Origin of the sequence: Rheinheimera soli (assembly GCF_031457405.1) — a bacterium.
GTDB lineage: Bacteria > Pseudomonadota > Gammaproteobacteria > Enterobacterales > Alteromonadaceae > Pararheinheimera > Pararheinheimera soli_A.
The window spans coordinates 904,944-922,905 of the sequence record NZ_JAVDWR010000001.1 but is presented as its reverse complement, the minus strand read 5'-3'; the positions used below and the strand labels follow the sequence as shown (position 1 = coordinate 922,905).

At 45.9% G+C, this 17,962-nt stretch carries 18 protein-coding genes; 11 read left to right on the top strand and 7 right to left on the bottom strand.

Annotation, left to right across the window (positions count from 1 at the left end; genetic code table 11):
* The first annotated feature begins 118 nt into the window (after nt 1-118).
* A complete protein-coding gene (locus J2W69_RS04175; RefSeq protein WP_310274839.1) occupies nt 119-1,912 on the top strand; it encodes an AsmA family protein in 1,794 nt (597 codons plus the stop codon).
* 66 nt (nt 1,913-1,978) lie between these two features.
* Here J2W69_RS04175 and J2W69_RS04170 read toward each other — a convergent pair whose 3' ends face one another.
* Nucleotides 1,979-2,353: a VOC family protein gene (locus J2W69_RS04170; RefSeq protein WP_310274837.1), complete on the bottom strand. Its 375-nt coding sequence runs from the start codon at nt 2,351-2,353 to the stop codon at nt 1,979-1,981.
* A gap of 140 nt (nt 2,354-2,493) precedes the next feature.
* On the bottom strand, nt 2,494-3,006 hold the full coding sequence (gene fabA / locus J2W69_RS04165; protein ID WP_008897443.1) for a 3-hydroxyacyl-[acyl-carrier-protein] dehydratase FabA: 513 nt from the start codon (nt 3,004-3,006) through the stop codon (nt 2,494-2,496).
* A gap of 117 nt (nt 3,007-3,123) precedes the next feature.
* Between fabA and J2W69_RS04160 the strand changes: the two genes are divergently transcribed.
* Together J2W69_RS04160 and J2W69_RS04155 are read left to right on the top strand one after the other, a co-directional pair.
* Nucleotides 3,124-3,381: a hypothetical protein gene (locus tag J2W69_RS04160; protein ID WP_008897444.1), complete on the top strand. Its 258-nt coding sequence runs from the start codon at nt 3,124-3,126 to the stop codon at nt 3,379-3,381.
* Between the two features lie 78 nt (nt 3,382-3,459).
* Nucleotides 3,460-4,314: a 6-pyruvoyl trahydropterin synthase family protein gene (locus J2W69_RS04155; protein WP_310274835.1), complete on the top strand. Its 855-nt coding sequence runs from the start codon at nt 3,460-3,462 to the stop codon at nt 4,312-4,314.
* Between the two features lie 36 nt (nt 4,315-4,350).
* Here the strand turns inward: J2W69_RS04155 and J2W69_RS04150 are convergent, their stop codons facing one another.
* Together J2W69_RS04150 and J2W69_RS04145 are read right to left on the bottom strand one after the other, a co-directional pair.
* A complete protein-coding gene (locus J2W69_RS04150; protein ID WP_310274833.1) occupies nt 4,351-5,361 on the bottom strand; it encodes a metal-dependent hydrolase in 1,011 nt (336 codons plus the stop codon).
* Between the two features lies 1 nt (nt 5,362).
* A complete protein-coding gene (locus tag J2W69_RS04145; RefSeq protein ID WP_310274831.1) occupies nt 5,363-7,144 on the bottom strand; it encodes a M61 family metallopeptidase in 1,782 nt (593 codons plus the stop codon).
* A gap of 50 nt (nt 7,145-7,194) precedes the next feature.
* Here J2W69_RS04145 and hinT point away from each other — a divergent pair, with 50 nt between their 5' ends.
* The 5 genes from hinT (at nt 7,195) to J2W69_RS04120 (ending at nt 10,695) form a co-directional block, all read left to right on the top strand.
* A complete protein-coding gene (hinT, locus tag J2W69_RS04140) occupies nt 7,195-7,545 on the top strand; it encodes a purine nucleoside phosphoramidase (protein WP_310274829.1) in 351 nt (116 codons plus the stop codon).
* Nucleotides 7,546-7,748: 203 nt separating this feature from the next.
* Nucleotides 7,749-8,147 (top strand): acyl-CoA thioesterase, encoded by a 399-nt coding sequence (locus J2W69_RS04135; protein WP_008897449.1) that lies wholly within the window; start codon nt 7,749-7,751, stop codon nt 8,145-8,147.
* Nucleotides 8,148-8,212: 65 nt separating this feature from the next.
* A complete protein-coding gene (locus J2W69_RS04130) occupies nt 8,213-8,680 on the top strand; it encodes an Mpo1 family 2-hydroxy fatty acid dioxygenase (RefSeq protein ID WP_310274825.1) in 468 nt (155 codons plus the stop codon).
* 121 nt (nt 8,681-8,801) lie between these two features.
* Nucleotides 8,802-9,884, top strand: coding sequence for a sensor histidine kinase (locus J2W69_RS04125; RefSeq protein ID WP_310274823.1), 1,083 nt, complete (start codon nt 8,802-8,804; stop codon nt 9,882-9,884).
* Nucleotides 9,868-10,695, top strand: a complete 828-nt coding sequence (locus J2W69_RS04120) for a LytR/AlgR family response regulator transcription factor (RefSeq protein WP_008897452.1) — start codon at nt 9,868-9,870, stop codon at nt 10,693-10,695. Before J2W69_RS04125 ends, J2W69_RS04120 begins: the two co-directional genes overlap by 17 nt.
* A 61-nt stretch (nt 10,696-10,756) precedes the next feature.
* Here J2W69_RS04120 and J2W69_RS04115 read toward each other — a convergent pair whose 3' ends face one another.
* On the bottom strand, nt 10,757-11,734 hold the full coding sequence (locus tag J2W69_RS04115; protein ID WP_310274819.1) for an ATP-dependent 6-phosphofructokinase: 978 nt from the start codon (nt 11,732-11,734) through the stop codon (nt 10,757-10,759).
* A gap of 303 nt (nt 11,735-12,037) precedes the next feature.
* Between J2W69_RS04115 and J2W69_RS04110 the strand changes: the two genes are divergently transcribed.
* Nucleotides 12,038-12,967, top strand: a complete 930-nt coding sequence (locus J2W69_RS04110; RefSeq protein ID WP_310274818.1) for a DMT family transporter — start codon at nt 12,038-12,040, stop codon at nt 12,965-12,967.
* 62 nt (nt 12,968-13,029) lie between these two features.
* Here J2W69_RS04110 and pyk read toward each other — a convergent pair whose 3' ends face one another.
* On the bottom strand, nt 13,030-14,469 hold the full coding sequence (gene pyk, locus J2W69_RS04105; protein WP_008900049.1) for a pyruvate kinase: 1,440 nt from the start codon (nt 14,467-14,469) through the stop codon (nt 13,030-13,032).
* Nucleotides 14,470-14,655: 186 nt separating this feature from the next.
* Entirely contained in the window at nt 14,656-15,513 is an 858-nt protein-coding gene (locus J2W69_RS04100; protein WP_008900048.1) for a MurR/RpiR family transcriptional regulator, read from the bottom strand.
* Between the two features lie 264 nt (nt 15,514-15,777).
* On the opposite strand from J2W69_RS04100, the gene zwf reads away from it, so the two are divergent.
* On the top strand, nt 15,778-17,250 hold the full coding sequence (zwf, locus tag J2W69_RS04095; RefSeq protein ID WP_310274814.1) for a glucose-6-phosphate dehydrogenase: 1,473 nt from the start codon (nt 15,778-15,780) through the stop codon (nt 17,248-17,250).
* A 2-nt stretch (nt 17,251-17,252) separates the two neighbouring features.
* Nucleotides 17,253-17,948 carry a 6-phosphogluconolactonase gene (pgl, locus tag J2W69_RS04090; RefSeq protein WP_310274812.1) on the top strand — a complete coding sequence of 232 codons (696 nt, stop codon included), beginning with the start codon at nt 17,253-17,255 and terminating at the stop codon, nt 17,946-17,948.
* Nucleotides 17,949-17,962 lie beyond the last annotated feature (14 nt).

Genomic DNA, 17,962 nt, shown 5'->3' with positions numbered 1-17,962 from the left:
TAAAAGTCATCAAGTTCAGCTAAGGTTTATGCCACTGGGCTATGCTATGCATTAGATTTTTATCAGGTCGCTCAGTTTTGATTGACCCTAAGTACAAATGACCCAAAGGAAAATGGATATGAATTGGTTGAAATGGCTGCTGGCTGCCGTTGTTGGTCTTATTGCAGTAACGGTATTTTATCTGCTGGTTCTGTTTGATTTAAATGACTTTAAAGCAGAAATTACCCAAAAGGTTGAACAACAAACCGGACGACAACTGCAAATCGCAGGGGACATAGGCTGGACTGTCTACCCAAGTCTGGGCCTGTCGCTCTCTGATGTCACCTTATCCAATCCTGAAGGTTTTGTGCCTGAGCAAATGCTGGAAGTTTCAAAACTGGTGGCCGCAGTGGCGTTGATGCCATTACTGAATAAAGATCTGCAAATTCAGCAACTGCATATGGACGGTGTGACAGTTAATCTGGTCACAGCTAAAAATGGCCGAACCAGTATGGATGGCCTGACTTCAGACAAAGCTGCTGCTTCTGCTCCGGCTGAAACTGCAACACCTGTAACTGCTCCGGGCTCGCAGCAACTGAAATTGGAAGACCTGTCCATTCGCAATCTGCAACTAAATATGATCACTGAAGGCAGCCCGACTCAAAGCTTAGCGCTGAAATCATTCAATTTAACTGATTTTAAAGCCAATGAATGGGCACCACTGGATTTTGAGCTGGTGGTGAAATCCACTCCAACCCAATTGGAAGTCAAAGGTTCAGCGCAGTTGCAACTGAGTAACAACAATCAGTTGGTGCAGCTGAAAGACTTTGTACTGGATACTGAGTTTCAGGGCCTGCCATTGAAGCAGTTGTTGTTAGAGACAGATTTAACAGTAGCGCTGGATAAAAAACAACTGGATTGGCAATGGCAGAAGCTGGAGCTGGATGACATCAAAGGTTCAGGCCAACTGGCCGTGAATTACGCCAAACAAGCCGTGATTAAACTGGATTTAAAGCTGGACGAGGTGGATACAGCTGCTTATATCACTGAAAACACTACTACAGCAGAAGCTGAAGCTGCGGCCAGCACTGAACCTGATTTAACAGCTTTGCGCCAGTTTGATCTGGATCTGACTTTAGCGGTCAAAACGTTAAAAGCCGCAGGCCTTCATACAGAAAATCTGCAGTTGTCGTTGAGCAATAAAGCAGGTTTGGTCCACATTCAGAACGCCAGCGCAGATTTATACGATGGCAAAGTGGTGGCCAAAGCCACACTGGACGCCCGTAAAATGCCGGTTAATTATAGCTTTACTAAGCAACTGTCGGGTCTGGCGCTGCGGCCTATGCTGATAGATGGCGCGGATATTGATTTATTAAGTGGCACAGCAAAACTCAGTATTGAGGGCAAAGGCCAGAGTTTATTGTCAGAGCAACTGAAGAAAAACCTGCTGGCCAATGGCAGTTTTGAAATCACAGATGGTTCTTTGTATGGCGTCAATATTGCGCAAATGATCCGTAACGCCAGAGCCACTTTAAAAAATGAAGCGCAAAGCACGGACAATACAGAACAAAAAACCGACTTTTCCAGCTTAACAGGCAGTTTTAATCTGACGGACGGTGTACTGACCAACCCTGATCTAAAAATGGCGGCACCATTATTACGTCTCAGTGGTAAAGGCTCAGCCAACTTACTGACAGAAGCTTTGGATTATCAGCTAAGTACGGCGCTGGTGAATACCTCTAAAGGTCAGGGCGGTAAAGAAAAGGACGATCTGGCTGGTGTGGAAATACCATTGAAAATCAGCGGTACTATGCAAGAGCCGAAGTATTCACTGGACACCAAAGCATTATTTGAAACTCAGCTGAAAGACAAAGTTGAAACGCAAAAAGACAAACTTAAAAACAAGCTGCTGGAAAAACTTGGCGGACTTTAATTTATTTTAAGTGGATCGACACAAAAGCAGGGGCATAGTAGCCCCTGTTTTTGTTTTAAGCTGTTGTTATTGCATGGAATGCACTGCGACTTTATTGCCTTCCGTATCAATAAAACTGCCTATAAAACCATGTTCACCTATAGGCGTTTTTTCCATCACCAGACTACCTCCGGCTGCAACCACTTTAGCCAGAGGCTGATTAACATTATCGGCCACAAAATACACCAAAGTACCAGTGGTGGAGGGCTGACAATCAGGATCTTTGACTAAAGCTCCGGCACAACCGGGCGCTGCGTGGTCGTAACTAAACATCGCCATCAGGCTGGGGCCCATTTCCATCATTTCAAATTCAGCGCCCAAAACAGCGGCGTAAAAAGCACAGGCACGGTCCATATCCAGCACAGGAATTTCAAACCAACCTACAGGGTTTATGGCAGACATAAGCTCTCCTTGTTGTGAAATACGAATTAAATGCAAAAAGTGTAGCGCAAGCATGGATAAATGGTTGTGATTAAAAAGGGTAAAAAGCTCAGAAACAAAAAACGGAGCCAAAAGCTCCGTTTTTTTATTAGAAATCATCGTCAGAAGGCAGAGGTATCCTGGAATAACCCTACTTTCAGCTCTTTGGCCGTATAGATCTCACGACCGTCGACACTGACAGAGCCTTCCGCTATGCCCATAAACAATTTACGTTTGATCACACGGGTCATATCGATACGGTAGGTCACTTTTTTTGCAGTAGGCAGAATTTGACCGGTAAATTTCACTTCACCCACACCTAAAGCACGACCCTTACCCGGACCACCAGCCCAACCCAGGAAGAAACCGACCAGTTGCCACATGGCATCTAAGCCTAAGCAACCAGGCATCACCGGATCCCCTTTAAAGTGGCAATCAAAAAACCACAATTCCGGATTGATATCGAATTCAGCGATAATTTCCCCTTTGCCGTATTTGCCACCTTCTTCCGAAATGTGTACAACACGGTCAATCATCAGCATATTGTCTACTGGCAACTGGCTGTTGCCTTCGCCAAATAATTCCCCACGGCCACAGGCCACTAAATCTTGTTTTGTAAAGCTATTCTTAGTCATGTATGTTAGATCCATCATCAAGGCTGGGCCACTTTAGCGAACACTTGTAAGCTAAACAAGTCCGATTAGTCAAGCTGACCTTCCGAAATCAAATTAACAGCATAAGATAGAAGCATTATGACGGAACAGGAAAAAAAACGAATTTCTAATGCTGAAAAACAACAGCGTTACAGAGAGCGGCAAAAAGGCTCTGGCAAAAAAGAGTTGCGCGGTTATTTAACACCGGAAGCTTTAGCCTGTTATCAGGAAATTCAGCAAAAAACCGAATGGAACGACAGTGTACTGCTCAGCAATGCCATTCGTTTAATGTATGCAGCCCACAAACTTGGACAAATAGGTTTACTGAATGGCTGGCTGACTGAACATAAAAAATAAGGCCAGCTTAACGGGCGCACCGTATTGCTTTATAATGCCGCCACTTTTTGCTGTTACAGCGCCATCCGGAAGTATTTTATGATTTTATTTGTCCGCGACTTAACCGTCATCGATTTTTCGTACCTTTGCCAGCAGCGTGGTTTGTTGGGCGAAAGTTATATTGTTGATGTGGAGTTGCATGGGGACTTGGATCAAACCTCTATGGTGTTTGATTTTGGTCTGGTAAAAAAAGTCATTAAAAAAGCCATCGACCAGTTGGTGGACCATAAGCTGGCTATTCCTGCCTTGAGTGCTGCTACACAACTGATTAAAGGCGAAGTGGAGCAGGTGTTGTTTCAAAGTGCCAAAGGGCTGCTGCAAGTGGCATCGCCTGCTGAAGCTTTTGCGGTTATTCAGGCTGAAAAAATTGATATGGCTTCAGTCACCGAATTTTTAACCGAACAGATTAAACCTCTGCTGCCGGATAACGTCGCCAAACTGGTGTTGCAGCTGCGCACTGAACAAGTCAGCGGCTTTTCTTACCATTACACTCACGGCCTGAAAAAACACGACGGCAACTGCCAACGTATTGCTCATGGTCACAGATCTACTATTCAGATTTTTGACAACGGTATGTTGTCGCCTAAGTTAGGTAAATACTGGAGTGAGCGCTGGGAAGATATTTATCTGGCGACCGCTGAAGACCAAATTGACGCTTCAGCTTTGCGTTTTCTCAAGGCTGAAACTGATGCGCTGAACTTTGCTTACAATTCCGCTCAGGGGTATTTTGAAATTTCATTGCCAGCCAGCACCTGCGAAGTGGTGCCTTGCGATACCACAGTAGAATGTTTGGCTGAGTATATAGCCACTACAGTGAAAGAATTGCATCAGCTTACTGCAGTAAAAGTGGTTGCTTTTGAAGGTGTAGGTAAAGGCGCCATCGCTTTTGCTTAAAAATCCCGGGTCAGAGTTTGCGTTCTGACCCGAATTTTACTTCACCAAATCAGACAACGGAATTTGAGTTTTAGCCAGGACACGTTGATACAACCAATCAAAACTTGCCGTATTGTCGCGTGGAAACTCCAGCTGCACCGGTGCTTGAGGTTGTTCATTCGTTGCCACCACGAAACTAAAACTGTAAAAAGGCGCCATGCCCATCCGCAGATCTGTCAGCAGCAGTTGATCCTCTTTTTGTTCCAGTTGATAAAAACCATGACTAAACCAGGCTAGTCGTGCAACAGCAGGGTTATCTTGCCATTGTTTAATCAAGGCTGTATCTCTGGGGAAACTTCGCCATTGCATCTGTGTTGAGCCATCAAGCAAAGAGTAATAGCCTTCAAGGTACTGATCGTCATTCACCACCACAGCGCGCCACAATAAGGTATTAAAGGGGGTTGCAGTCACCAGTAGTTGATCTACTTGTTGGCCTGAATAGGCGAGTTGTTGTTTCACTTCTGCATAAGCCAGTTGCTGCGCCACTACACCAAACAGCAAATAAGCGCTGCTCAAGGCCAGACCTGCAGTATTCCAGTGGGTTTTGGACCAAAACGCCAGCAAAAGCCCTAGCAGCAAGGGCAGAGTGTAAAGCGGGTCTATGATAAAAATGCTGCCCACTCCAAAAGGATAGTCGCTAAAAGGCAGCGCAAGCTGGGTACCATAAATAGTCATAGTGTCCAGTAGCGCATGGGTCAGCAACACCAGTACTACCGCCAGCACGCTCTGTTTGAACAGTTGGGGGCGACCTGATAACTTGACTAACAGCCAGGCAAAAAGCGGCGAGACCAAACTTAAGTAAAACAAGGAATGGCTTTCAGTGCGGTGCATGGTCATGTCGCTGATCGGATCGCCATGGGATATCAATACATCCAAATCAGGCAGAGTGCCAAATACAGCGCCAGCAGCAGCTGCATGCCAGACTTTCATCTGTTTATTACGGATGGGTTTATTAAAAACCGCCACACTGACGGCTGCACCCAGTGCTATTTGTGATAAAGAATCCATATTATTCCTGTGTTACCCCAAGCCATGCTGTGGCCTTTTCCTGATCAACAAGCTGTAAATACGTCAAAGTGGCAGGTGCAAGTTCGACTGGCATCGACAATTGCACCAGCCGTTGTTTACGAAATACATGCAAGGTCAGTACGCTGCCAATCTGGCTTTGGTTGAGCTGACGCCAGAAGTTTATTTCTGTAGCTTTGACCGCATTAACCGCAATTAACTGATCCTGTGCCATCAGGCCTGCTTTGTAGGCAACAGAATCCAGAGGCACATTGGTGATCTTTAAGCCTTCAGAACTGGTGCTAAATGCAGCACCAAAAGCACGCACCGGATAAACTGGCGCTTTACTGCCGGATAAGTCTTTACTGTGTTCCTGTTGGCGCAGGGCTGTGCTTAAACCAAGATGGGGCAAAAGTTCAGCCAAAGGTAAAGCCGTGTTGCCATAGACCCAACTGTATAATTGGCTTGCTATGTCTTTCCCTGCATAGTCTGAGCAAAGCTGAATAAACTGCTGTTCAGTGCTGCCTGACGCCGGCTCGCCATAGGTTTTCCAGGCTAACTGCATTAAAGGATCCAGTGTCAGGCCATTACTGCGTAACAAAGCATCCAGACACAACGCAATCAGACTGCCTTTGGTGTAATAACTGACCACGGCATTCACTGCATTTTCGTCTTGCTTATAATACTTAGTCCAGGCGTTGAAGCTGCTTTCTGCCACAGATTGCACTTGCTCTGATGGGCTAAGCTGCACTCTGTTGATGGTTTTTTCCAGGGCAGCAAAATACTGATCCTGGGTCAGTACACCACAACGAACCAAAGCCAAATCATCGTAGTAGGAGGTAAAACCCTCGTATAACCAAAGCTGACTGGTGTATTGCTCTGTATTTAACCGGTAAGGCAAGAACTGGGCTGGTTTAGCGCGTTTTACCCACCAGGTATGAAAGTACTCATGGCTGCAAAGGCCAAGCAGATTCTGATAATCGGCTGTGCTTTCGTCAGGGCGTTGTGGGTTAGGCAGATCCTGATGAGTCAGTAGCAATAACGTAGAATTATGATGCTCCAGGCCGCCATAGCCTGAATCTGTCACCCAACATAAAAACCAGTACTGGGTTAAATCTGCCGGCAGGCCAGCAAATACCTGCTGTTGTTGCAGGCATATGCGTTGCAGCTCTGTTTTAAAACGTTCGAGATCCACCTGCTCATGGCCTGCCAGCACCAGATAATGTGGTACTCCGCAGACATCAAATTCGGCGATATCCAGTTTACCCAACATCAAAGGGGTGTCGATCAGTTGCTGATAGTTTTCAGCCTGATACAAACCACATTGCAATGGTCGCGTTGTGGGGGCTGGGGATAAACCTGTAGCCACCTGCCAGTCTAAAAACTCAGGTGCCAGAATAGTTAAACTGACTGGTACGGCTTCCATGCCTTTGACTTCAAGACAAAGGGCCGCCGGATTTAAAATAGCCAGTTGATCGTCCAGGTAACAACCGCGCACCGACAGATCAAAGGCATAGACTTTATAACGCACTGTCAGCTGTTTTTGATGGTGACTCAATTGCCAGCTTTGTTTGTCGAACTGAGTCAGGAGCAAATCACCTGAATCATCAAAAGCTTCAACAGAGTGCAGATGTTTGGCAAAATCCCTTACCATATAGCTGCCCGGGATCCAACTGGGCAGGCTTAAGGTGATCGCCTCTTTATTCTGCGGTGTAAAATGCAGTTCAACCGCAACCAGATGTGCTGTAATGTCAGCAATGCTAAGCTGGTAAGCCAATGGCGTCATACCCTATACTCCCGAACGTTATCTGCGCATTATTTTATAAGGATCTTCTGATGGCTCAAGAAACTATTTTCAGCAAAATCATTCGCCGCGAAATTCCGGCCGACATTTTATACCAGGACGAATTAGTCACTGCCTTTCGTGACATTAATCCACGGGCACCTACTCATATTCTTATTGTACCTAACGTATTGATACCTACAGTAAACGATGTGGAAGCACAACACGAGCTGGCTTTAGGCCGTTTATTTACCGTAGCCCGTAAACTGGCAGCTGAGGCGGGCATTGCCGAAGACGGTTACCGTTTGATTATGAACTGCAATCAGCATGGTGGTCAGGAAGTCTACCATATTCATATGCATCTGGTAGGCGGCAAAGCCTTAGGCGCTATGGTGGCGCGTTAATCCGTATCCCCTTCGTACTTGAAGCCGCAGCGTTGTTGACTGCGCTACTCGCCCCAGTCACATAGGACTACTATGCTCCTGGGGTCTCGCTCGCTTGTCGCCTAGCTGCAACTCCAATTACTTTGGGTATAAAGATGGAGGATTGGGTTGCAATTGCCGGGAAAGCTTTTAAAATTCGCGCCTTATTTCTGCCGGAGAACCTTATGACTGACGACGCTTTACTTGCCAAACGTATCGAATACGCTGTGACCCGTGTCACAAAGACGGTATTTCCTGGTCGCACTAACCATCACAATACCTTATTTGGTGGTGAAGCTTTAGCCTGGATGGATGAAGCAGCCTTTATTGCGGCTACCCGTTTTTGCCGTAAACCTTTGGTAACTGTGTGTTCGGACAGAGTAGATTTTAAAGAATCTATTCCTGCGGGTTCCATTATTGAGCTGGTTGCCCGCATTGAGCATGTAGGTCGCACCAGTATTAAGGTGAACGTCGATATTTTTGTAGAAAATATGTATGACGACGATCAGCATAAAGCCATCTCAGGTAACTTCACTTTTGTGGCTTTAGGCCCGGATCGTAAGCCAGTTCCAGTGTTAGGTTGATTTGCCAAGGTGCCGGCTCAGCAGTAGAGTAGGGTTATCCTGTACTGACTCTGAGCCTGCACTATATGAAAACTATCCACCAATGGTTTGCTGAATATGGCGTCAGCCATCAAGACCCCACCAACAAACTGATCCACTGGTTTGCTGTACCCGTCATTTATTTCACTGTGTTTGGCCTGCTGTGGCAAATCCCTATGCCTTTTAGCTTGTTTGCAGAACAACAAATTACCTGGCCTTTAATACTTGCCATGCCTGTGCTTGGTTTTTATTTCAGCTTGTCTTTTGCCATAGGTGTGGCAATGACCTTGTTTACCGCTTTGGTGGTGATGCTTATTCGTTTTTATGAACAACACTTCAGTTTAGATATCTGGCTGGTCTCGTTGCTGTTATTTATTGTGATGTGGGTATTGCAGTTTATTGGCCATAAAATTGAAGGCAAAAAGCCGTCATTTTTTCAGGACTTGCAGTTTTTACTGATAGGGCCGGCCTGGTTGATGGGTTTTATCCTGCAAAAATTGAAGATCCATTATTAACTGATCCTACCTGTATTGCGACTAATGGAGATCTAACCAAGTCTAATCCCCGACATGAGGCTCTCCAAGCTCCTGTTGCTGAGATACAATAGGGCTAAGCTTTTATTTAGTTGTATCTATTTTGCAAAAATTGTTTGAAGACCGTCATCGCCTGTTTTGGTTACTGCACACTCTGGGTTGGGTGGGCTTTGCCTTAATCAGCTATTTAGGTTCCTTGTTTCAGGAAATGCGCAGTGCCTACTGGATAGTAGTAACGCTGGATGCATATGCTGGCTGGTTGCTGACTATTCCATTGCGTTACGCCTTTCAGCGGGTATGGCACTGGGAACCCTGGAGAATGATGCTCAGTGTACTGGCTGTCGCTATTCTGATTGCCGCAATCTGGACTGTGTTTCGTAACTTTAACTACTGGGAAATTTACCGCCACGGTTTCAGACCGGATAGCTGGACTCAGTACTTCCGTCAAACCACAGTGGGTTTTTACGTATTGTTAAGCTGGAGCGGCTTGTATTTTGGTATTAAGTACTATCAGACGCTGCAGCAGGAAAAACAAAAGTCGCTGACGGCCAGTAATAAAGCCCATGAAGCTCAGCTGAAAATGCTGCGTTATCAGCTCAATCCACACTTTTTGTTTAATACCTTAAATGCAATATCGACTTTGGTCTTATTAAAAGAATCGGATACAGCGAATAAGATGCTGGTTCGGCTCAGTGATTTCTTGCGTTATTCACTCTACAAAGATCCAATTAAAAAAGTGCCGCTGCAACAGGAGTTGTATGCTGCCAATCTGTATCTGGAAATAGAAAAGGTTCGGTTTTCAGAACGTCTGACTATTATTTATGACATTGATGAAGCGGCCGATCAGGCTTTAGTTCCTAGTCTGATTTTGCAGCCTTTGGTTGAAAACGCTATTAAATATGCGGTTGCCAGCCAAACCTGTGGCGGCAAAATAATGATCACAGCACAAAAATTTGGCCATGACTTACTGATGGAAGTGGCTGATGACGGGCCTGGAATGGTGATTTCCGATGGTCTGCCAAAAGGGGAATCTGGCGGAGTAGGTTTGGTTAATACCAAAGAGCGATTAGCGGCATTGTACGATCGCAATTTTTCTTTGGTCTTAACACACAACCACCCTCGGGGTTTGAAAGTAAATATCAGAATACCATTTGAAACAGAGAGTACAGATGAAACAAATGCTTAAGGTCATAGTGGTCGACGATGAACCGTTAGCCCGCCGCGGTATGCTGGTGCGTTTAGCTGACTTCCCTGAACTGGATATTGTGGCAGAGTGCAGCAACGGTGATGAAGCTGTAGCTGCTATCCGCGAACATCAGCCTGATGCGGTGTTTTTAGATGTCGAAATGCCGGGTTTGGATGGTTTTGGCGTATTAAAACAATTGCAACAACAGCAGATTGATTTGCCTTATGTGGTTTTTGTGACTGCTTACGATCACTACGCATTAAATGCCTTTGAAGTGCAGGCTTTGGATTATGTGCTCAAACCTGTAGAAAAAGAGCGTTTAGCCGCTGCAGTCAGTAAACTGACGAAAAACTTTGAAGCCAAAGATGACCAGCGTCATAAAGGCCAATTGGCTGCTGTAGTGGCTCAACTGACAGGTGAAAAAACTGATCAGATTTTACAGCGTCTGGATCAGTCACAGCCTGTGATGAACGAACGTTTCCCTGAAGCTATTAGCATCAAAGACAGTGGCGAAATCACTCGTGTACCCGTCAGTGCTATCGACTGGGTGGATGCAGCCGGTGATTATATGTGTATTCATACCCGCGATGGTCAAACCCATATTTTACGCCGCACTATGAAAGAGCTGGAGCAAGAGCTGGATCCTAAGTTATTTGTGCGGGTGCACCGCAGTGCCATAGTCAATGTGAATACCATAGCCAAGTTGCAAATGCTGGCCAATGGTGAACATCAGTTGATGCTGACCAATGGTCAGGCCGTGAAAGTCAGCCGAAGCTACAAAGACAGAGTAAAAATGGTGTTTAACTCTTAAGTCGCTTAGGCTGCCTTGCATAAAAAAACCTCCGTCCGGAGGTTTTTTTTCGAACATTCAATCAATACTGCGCAACCTGCTGTTGCCAGCGTAACAAATAACTGTCGACTTGTTTTTTCTTATCCCCTGTTAATGCCAAAGGATACAAACCCGCTTTGCCGTTGATTTCGCCTGCCATCATTAAATGCGCGCCTTGTACTAACTGCTCCACCGCATAAGCACCTAATTTAGTCGCCAGAATACGATCAGCCCCTACAGGACGGCCTCCACGCTGAATATGACCCAAAATTGAAGCCCGGCATTCGATGCCTCGTTGTTCCAGATCTACAGCTAAAGCCGAGGCGCCGCCCGGATACATAGTTTCGGCAATCACAATGATATAACTGCAATTGCCTCTGTGTTTACGGGCTTGTTCTACATGTTCTGCTATTTTGTCCAAATCCAGCTCGGACGCAAGTTCAGGGCAGATAATTTGCTCAGCACCTGCTGCTATGCCAGCAGCAACAGCTAAATAGCCGGTGTGGCGTCCCATCACTTCGACTAAAAAAATCCGTTCAAAGGCATCCGCTGTATCGCGGATTTTATCTATGGCATCCAGAGCTGTGTCCAAAGCTGTGGCAAAACCAATACTGAAATCAGACCCATCCACATCATTGTCTATAGTGCCTGGAATACCTAACAACTTGCCCTGGTAATAGGGGGCAAGCTCAAGGACGCCACGAAAGCTGCCATCACCGCCTATCACCAGCAAGGCATCAAGTTCAAGATCATGCAGGTTGGCTGCAGCCTGTTTCAGGCCTTCTTCAGTGTGCATGGCCGGGCAACGTGCACTTTTTAAGAGGGTACCACCATCCTGAATAATGCCGCTGACATGATAAGGCGATAAGGTCTGATATTCCTGATCGAGAACACCGTTAAAACCACGCTGAAAGCCAATCACTTCCAATTCATTGGCATGAGCTGTCAGTACCAATGCGCGTAAACAGGCATTCATGCCAGGCGCATCGCCGCCGGAAGTTAAGACACCAATTCGTTTCATCTTGTTATCCTTATAGCTTGTGTCTGGACGATACCCAAAGTAATTGGAGTTGCAGAGAGGCGACAAGTGCGTGAGACCCCAGGAGCATAGTGTCCTATGTGACTGGGGCGAGAGCACGCAGGTAACAAAGCTGCAGCTTCAAGTACGAAGGGGAAATGAGCTTATCCTAACGTATAAACAAGGCCGCGTATTGATCTGCTGCAAGAACTGCACATTCTGGCTTATTTTCTCTGGCGCAGGTCGAAGTGCAGAGACAAGACCAAAGCTTCTGGAGGATAATAAGGTTTAGGAAAAGGAGAGGGTATGCATCAGTCGTCTGGCCGTGTTGGTCTGGGTTTTAGTCTGGCATTATTAACAGCTGTTTTATGGGGCTTATTGCCTATAGCGCTGAAATGGTTATTAAATTCGATGTCGGCAGCTACCATCACCTGGATACGTTTTTTGGTGGCCGCTGTGCTGGTAGGGCTGGTGTTGCTGGCGCGCAAACAAATTCCGTCGCTTCGTGGTTTAACGAAACGAAAAAAGTTGCTGATCCTGATTGCCGTTGCCGGTTTATTGCTTAATTACATTTTGTATCTGAATGGTTTGTTTTTGCTGACGGCAGAAACGGCTCAGGTGGTGATCCAACTGGCACCATTTCTGATGATGTTGGGCGCTGTCTATTTGTTTAAAGAGCGTTTATTGCTGTGGCAAAAAGTAGGAGCCTGGTTACTGGTGTTTGGCTTGTTGCTGTTTTTTAACGACAGGCTGGCGTTATTACTCACCCAGTTTGGTTCTGAAGCTGTTGGTGTGCTGCTGGTGATAGTAGCTGCTGTAGCCTGGGCTTGTTATGCCTTAGCGCAAAAGCAATTGTTGATGAGCTTTAATTCCCAACAAATTATGTGGCTGATTTATATGGCCGGTGCTTTGTGTTTTATGCCAGCTGTTGAATTAGCGCCTGTACTGGAATTGTCCGCCTGGCAATGGGGTTTAGTGGTATTTTGTTGTCTGAATACTATTGTGGCTTATGGCGCTTTTGCTGAGGCTTTGCAGCATTGGCAAGCCGCCAACGTCAGTGCGGTATTGGCGATTACGCCTTTGCTGACTATAGGTTTTGCCCAACTGCTGGCTTATTTTTATCCGCAGTTCCCAAGTGAATCGCTGAATATCTGGGCTTGGGTAGGCGCTTTATTGGTGGTAGTGGGTTCAATGCTGACGGCTTTAGCGCCAATGCTGAGGCAAAGGATAAATTAAAAATAGTCACAAACAAAAAAGGCGCCTTAATAAACAGGCGCCTTTTACATTCAAGCAATCACTTAATTAATTTGCACTATCTTACAGGTGTTTGAAGCGCCAACAGTTTCCATCATATCGCCGTAGGTCAAAATCACTAAATCGCCGCTTTTTAAGTGAGCGATTTCCTGTACAGCTTCAATAGCAGCAGCTGATACTTTTTGTTGACCCAGGTTTTGAGTACTGTCAAAAAATACCGGATACACACCACGGTACAGCGCCATTTTATTTAAGGTCTTCTGGTGACGTGATAAAGCATAAATTGGTTGAGACGAGGTGATACGCGACATCAGCTTAGCGGTATAACCCGATTCAGTTAACGAGATAATGGCTTTAATACCCGTTAAGTGGTTCGCAGCATACATAGCCGACAAAGCAATAGTTTCACTGATTTCTGTAAAAGCCACATCCATACGGTGCTTAGAGATTTGCACTCGCGGGTGTTTCTCAGCACCATCACAGACACGGGCCATAGCTTTTACGGTTTCAGTTGGGTATTTACCAGCAGCAGTTTCACCGGACAACATCACCGCATCTGTACCATCCAACACTGCGTTGGCAACATCCATCACTTCAGCACGGGTTGGCATTGGGCTTTCAATCATCGACTCCATCATCTGAGTCGCAGTGATCACCACACGGTTTAACTGACGTGAGCGGGCAATAATACGTTTTTGCTGGCCAACCAACTCGGCATCACCAATTTCTACACCCAAATCACCACGGGCCACCATGACAGCGTCTGAAGCGCGGATAATATCATCCAGAGTTTCGTCATCAGCTACAGCTTCAGCACGTTCTACTTTAGAGACAATTAAGGCTTCAGAACCAGCAGCACGGGCTAATTCGCGGGCGATACGTAAATCATCACCACAACGTGGGAAAGACACGGCCAGATAATCCACATCTATATAAGCGGCTAAAGAGATATCGGTTTTGTCTTTTTCCGTCAGGGCAGGGGCTGACAAGCCACCGCCTAAACGGTTGATACCTTTGTTGTTGCTGAGTTTGCCTGCCACTGATACTTTGGTATGAATACGTTGGCCAACCACATGCTCAACCACCATCTGGATACGGCCGTCATCTAACAACAGCACATCACCTGGCTGCACGTCAGCAGGCAATTCTTTATAGTCGATACCGACCTGAGTTTCGTCGCCTTCGCCTTTTGGCAAATCAGCATCTAATACAAAGTGTTGGTCTTCTTCTAAAATCACTGAGCTGTTTTTAAAGGTAGAGACACGGATCTTCGGGCCTTGTAAATCACCCAGAATGGCTACGTGAACGCCGGTTTTGGCTGCTGCAGCACGCACCATTTCAGCGCGTTGTTTATGATCTTCGGCACTGCCATGGGAAAAGTTGAAACGAAATACGCTGGCACCGGCCAGGATCAATTTCTCTATAGCGGCTTGTGAATTCGTTGCTGGTCCAAGGGTGGCGACTATTTTAGTTCTTCTGGGCATCAAGAGCTCCTGAAAGCTTATCTAAGGATGGGTCTGTTTTAGTGTAATGTAATTTTATTACAGAATATAGCCGCAGTTTGAATAAAACTTTCAGCTTTTGTCGGTTGTCCGACCTGTTTAGTCTGTTTACGGCTAAAAAAAGAGGGGTTTCTTACAGGAAACCCCTCTCTATTACAGTTGAAGCTATTAGTTTTGAAAGTCTTTTTTATCAAAACGCGAACCGCGTAAGCTGTCTTTGACCTTTTTCAGGTTTTCACGGAATTTAGTGCCACGACGCAAAGTAAAACCAGTTGCCAGAATATCAATCAGCACCAGTTGCGCCACACGGGACGCCATCGGCATATACATATCTGTATCTTCAGGCACATCCAGTGATAAAACCAGAGTACATTCTTTGGCTAACGGGCTGTCGTACGCAGTAATTCCTATCACTGTTGCATCGTTTTCACGGGCAATAGCAGCGATATCACATAAGTTTTTCGTACGGCCTGTATGGCTGATACAGACCACCACATCACCTTCGGCACTATTAATAGCACTCATGCGCTGCATGACGATATCGTCAAAACAAACCACAGGAACGTTAAAACGGAAAAACTTGTTTTGTGCATCATGGGCCACTGACGCTGAAGCGCCTAAGCCAAAAAAGGAGATCTTTTTGGCCTGAGTGAGTACATCCACAGCACGATTAATGGTAAGAATATCAACGTTTTGGCGTGCAGCATCTAATGCAGCCATAGTGGACTCGAAAATTTTCGCTGTATAAGCCTCAGGGCCGTCATCTTCTTCCACATGACGGTTTACATAAGGTGTACCGTTGGCCAGACTTTGCGCCAAATGCAGTTTGAAATCCGGGAAACCTTTGGTGTCCAGACGACGGCAAAACCTGTTCACTGTAGGTTCGCTGACATCCGCCATTTTGGCGAGAGCCGCTATACTACTATGAATAGTGGTTTGCGGATTGGCCAGGATCACGTCGGCGACTTTGCGCTCTGATTTACTGAAGCTGTTGACGCTATTAATTATTTTTTCCAACACATTCATCGGATTTTCCTGACTGAAAAACACTGAACAACACAGTGCAAAATGTTGTAACTCGCTTTGTTATACAACCTGGTGCCACTGCAAAATAGTGATAAAGTTACGACAAAGCAGCTGATTCATTGCCTAGGCTGCCTTATTATATGAGAATAGTCAAAACTTTAGCGTCTCTGTAATTTAATTACAACTTATCTGGTTTACATCTGGCTTTTGCTCGGCTAGTATGCGGCTAAGTGTTGTAAAATTACATCTAATCAAGGGTCATTCATGACAACAACAGCACCACACAACAAAGCCTGTGATCTGATTCTCTTTGGTACTAAGGGCGACCTTGCGCGCCGTAAACTATTGCCAGCCTTATATCAATTGGAAAAATCCGGCCTGTTGCATGCCGACAGCAAAGTCATAGGCGTAGCCCGTGATGAAATGGATTTGGATGGCTATAAAGAGCTGGTTGAAATCAACTTACAGAAATTTATTAAAGAGCCGCTGGAAGCTGACGTCTTAGCGCGCTTAAAAGCCAAACTGCAGTATGTGCAGGTCGACTTAAGTAAAGAGGGCGATTATCAAGCCTTAAAGTCTGTGACTGATCCGAAAAAACGTATTCCGGTCAGTTATTTTGCGACTGCTCCTTCTTTATTCGGCAATATCTGTAAAGGATTATCAGCTGCGGGTTTATCGGCTGAGCCGGCCCGTGTGGTACTGGAAAAACCTATTGGTCACGATTTAGCCTCATCTAAAGTGATCAACGATGAAGTGGCCAAATACTTTGGCGAATGCCAAATCTACCGTATTGACCATTACTTAGGTAAAGAAACTGTACTGAACCTGTTAGCGCTGCGTTTTGCCAACTCTATCTTTGCCGCCAACTGGGACCACAACGCCATTGATCATGTGCAAATTACTGTGGCCGAAGAAGTTGGGGTAGAAGGGCGTTGGGGTTATTACGACGACGCAGGTCAAATGCGTGACATGGTGCAAAACCATTTATTACAGGTGTTATCGCTGATTGCGATGGAACCACCAGCTCGTCTGGATGCCGACAGTATTCGTGATGAAAAGTTAAAAGTGTTAAAAGCGCTGCGTCCTATTAATGTGTCGAACGTGCAGGAAAAAACGGTTCGCGGACAATACGCGGGCGGTTATGTGGCCGGTACTCCGGTTCCAGGTTATCTGGAAGAAGAAGATGCACGTCCAAACAGCAAAACCGAAACTTTTGTCGCCATTAAAGTGGATATCGACAACTGGCGTTGGGCTGGTGTGCCGTTCTATTTAAGAACGGGCAAACGTATGCCGAAAAAAATGAGCGAATTAGTTATTTGCTTTAAGCCGCAGCCACACAATATTTTCTTCGAAACCTACAAACAGTTGCCAGCCAATAAGCTGATTATTCGTCTGCAGCCGGACGAAGGTGTTGAAATTCAGATCATGAACAAAATTCCTGGTCTGGGTGAAACCATGCAACTGCAACAAACCAAGCTGGACTTGAGTTTCGACGAAACCTTTAAATCGCAGCGTATAGCTGATGCCTACGAGCGTTTGTTACTGGAAGCCATGTTAGGCAATCAGTATCTGTTTGTGCGCCGTGATGAAGTGGAACATGCCTGGAAGTGGGTTGACGGTATTCTGGACGCATGGAAAGTGACGAACGAGCCACCAAAACCTTATCAGGCTGGTACCTGGGGCCCTGTAGCCGCTATTTCGTTGTTGGCTCGTGAAGACAGAAACTGGGACGAATAACAATGCAACTTCATACGTTTGATTCAAGCGCTGCATTAAATCAGCAGTTTGCCAGCGAGATCAGCAGCCGTTTAGCTGCAGCTATCGCCCAAAAAGGTGCAGCCACTTTAGTAGTGTCTGGTGGTAAAACCCCTTTGCCTTTATTTAAAACCCTGTCAGAAACTGATTTGGATTGGTCACGTGTGACTATCACTTTGGCGGATGACCGCTGGTTGCCTGACACTCATGCTGATAGCAATGAAGGCTTGGTCAAAGCCAACTTATTGCAAGGTAAAGCTGCAACTGCACGTTTTATCAGCTTATTTGACAGCGCATCACCGGACAACGCCTATAAAGGTGCGGCGACAGTGGCACAGCGCATAGAAGCTTTACCCGAATTTGATGTAGTGATCCTGGGCATGGGTGAAGACGGTCACACCGCCTCTTTATTTCCATGCAGCAAAGAAATTCAGCATGGTTTAGCTGCAGATGCGCCAGTTGCTTTAGCGGTTACACCATCTACTGCGCCTTATCAGCGTTTGAGTTTAAGCAAAACACGCTTACTCAATAGCGCTGTGATTTATTTACATTTGGTTGGCCCCAAGAAGCTGACCGTTCTGGAACAGGCCATGGCAGGTCAGGACCCTTTGCAAATGCCTGTACGGGCGTTTTTGCAACAGCAGCAGGTCCCTGTGCATGTAATGTTTACAGCTAACTAATCGACAAGACGAGG

Bases quoted from the DNA above. Each gene is read 5' to 3' on its own strand.
- J2W69_RS04175 (WP_310274839.1), top strand. From the start codon at position 119: ATGAATTGGTTGAAATGGCTGCTGGCTGCCGTTGTTGGTCTTATTGCA.
- J2W69_RS04170 (WP_310274837.1), bottom strand. From the start codon at position 2,353: ATGTCTGCCATAAACCCTGTAGGTTGGTTTGAAATTCCTGTGCTGGAT.
- fabA (WP_008897443.1), bottom strand. From the start codon at position 3,006: ATGACTAAGAATAGCTTTACAAAACAAGATTTAGTGGCCTGTGGCCGT.
- J2W69_RS04160 (WP_008897444.1), top strand. From the start codon at position 3,124: ATGACGGAACAGGAAAAAAAACGAATTTCTAATGCTGAAAAACAACAG.
- J2W69_RS04155 (WP_310274835.1), top strand. From the start codon at position 3,460: ATGATTTTATTTGTCCGCGACTTAACCGTCATCGATTTTTCGTACCTT.
- J2W69_RS04150 (WP_310274833.1), bottom strand. From the start codon at position 5,361: ATGGATTCTTTATCACAAATAGCACTGGGTGCAGCCGTCAGTGTGGCG.
- J2W69_RS04145 (WP_310274831.1), bottom strand. From the start codon at position 7,144: ATGACGCCATTGGCTTACCAGCTTAGCATTGCTGACATTACAGCACAT.
- hinT (WP_310274829.1), top strand. From the start codon at position 7,195: ATGGCTCAAGAAACTATTTTCAGCAAAATCATTCGCCGCGAAATTCCG.
- J2W69_RS04135 (WP_008897449.1), top strand. From the start codon at position 7,749: ATGACTGACGACGCTTTACTTGCCAAACGTATCGAATACGCTGTGACC.
- J2W69_RS04130 (WP_310274825.1), top strand. From the start codon at position 8,213: ATGAAAACTATCCACCAATGGTTTGCTGAATATGGCGTCAGCCATCAA.
- J2W69_RS04120 (WP_008897452.1), top strand. From the start codon at position 9,868: ATGAAACAAATGCTTAAGGTCATAGTGGTCGACGATGAACCGTTAGCC.
- J2W69_RS04115 (WP_310274819.1), bottom strand. From the start codon at position 11,734: ATGAAACGAATTGGTGTCTTAACTTCCGGCGGCGATGCGCCTGGCATG.
- J2W69_RS04110 (WP_310274818.1), top strand. From the start codon at position 12,038: ATGCATCAGTCGTCTGGCCGTGTTGGTCTGGGTTTTAGTCTGGCATTA.
- pyk (WP_008900049.1), bottom strand. From the start codon at position 14,469: ATGCCCAGAAGAACTAAAATAGTCGCCACCCTTGGACCAGCAACGAAT.
- J2W69_RS04100 (WP_008900048.1), bottom strand. From the start codon at position 15,513: ATGAATGTGTTGGAAAAAATAATTAATAGCGTCAACAGCTTCAGTAAA.
- zwf (WP_310274814.1), top strand. From the start codon at position 15,778: ATGACAACAACAGCACCACACAACAAAGCCTGTGATCTGATTCTCTTT.
- pgl (WP_310274812.1), top strand. From the start codon at position 17,253: ATGCAACTTCATACGTTTGATTCAAGCGCTGCATTAAATCAGCAGTTT.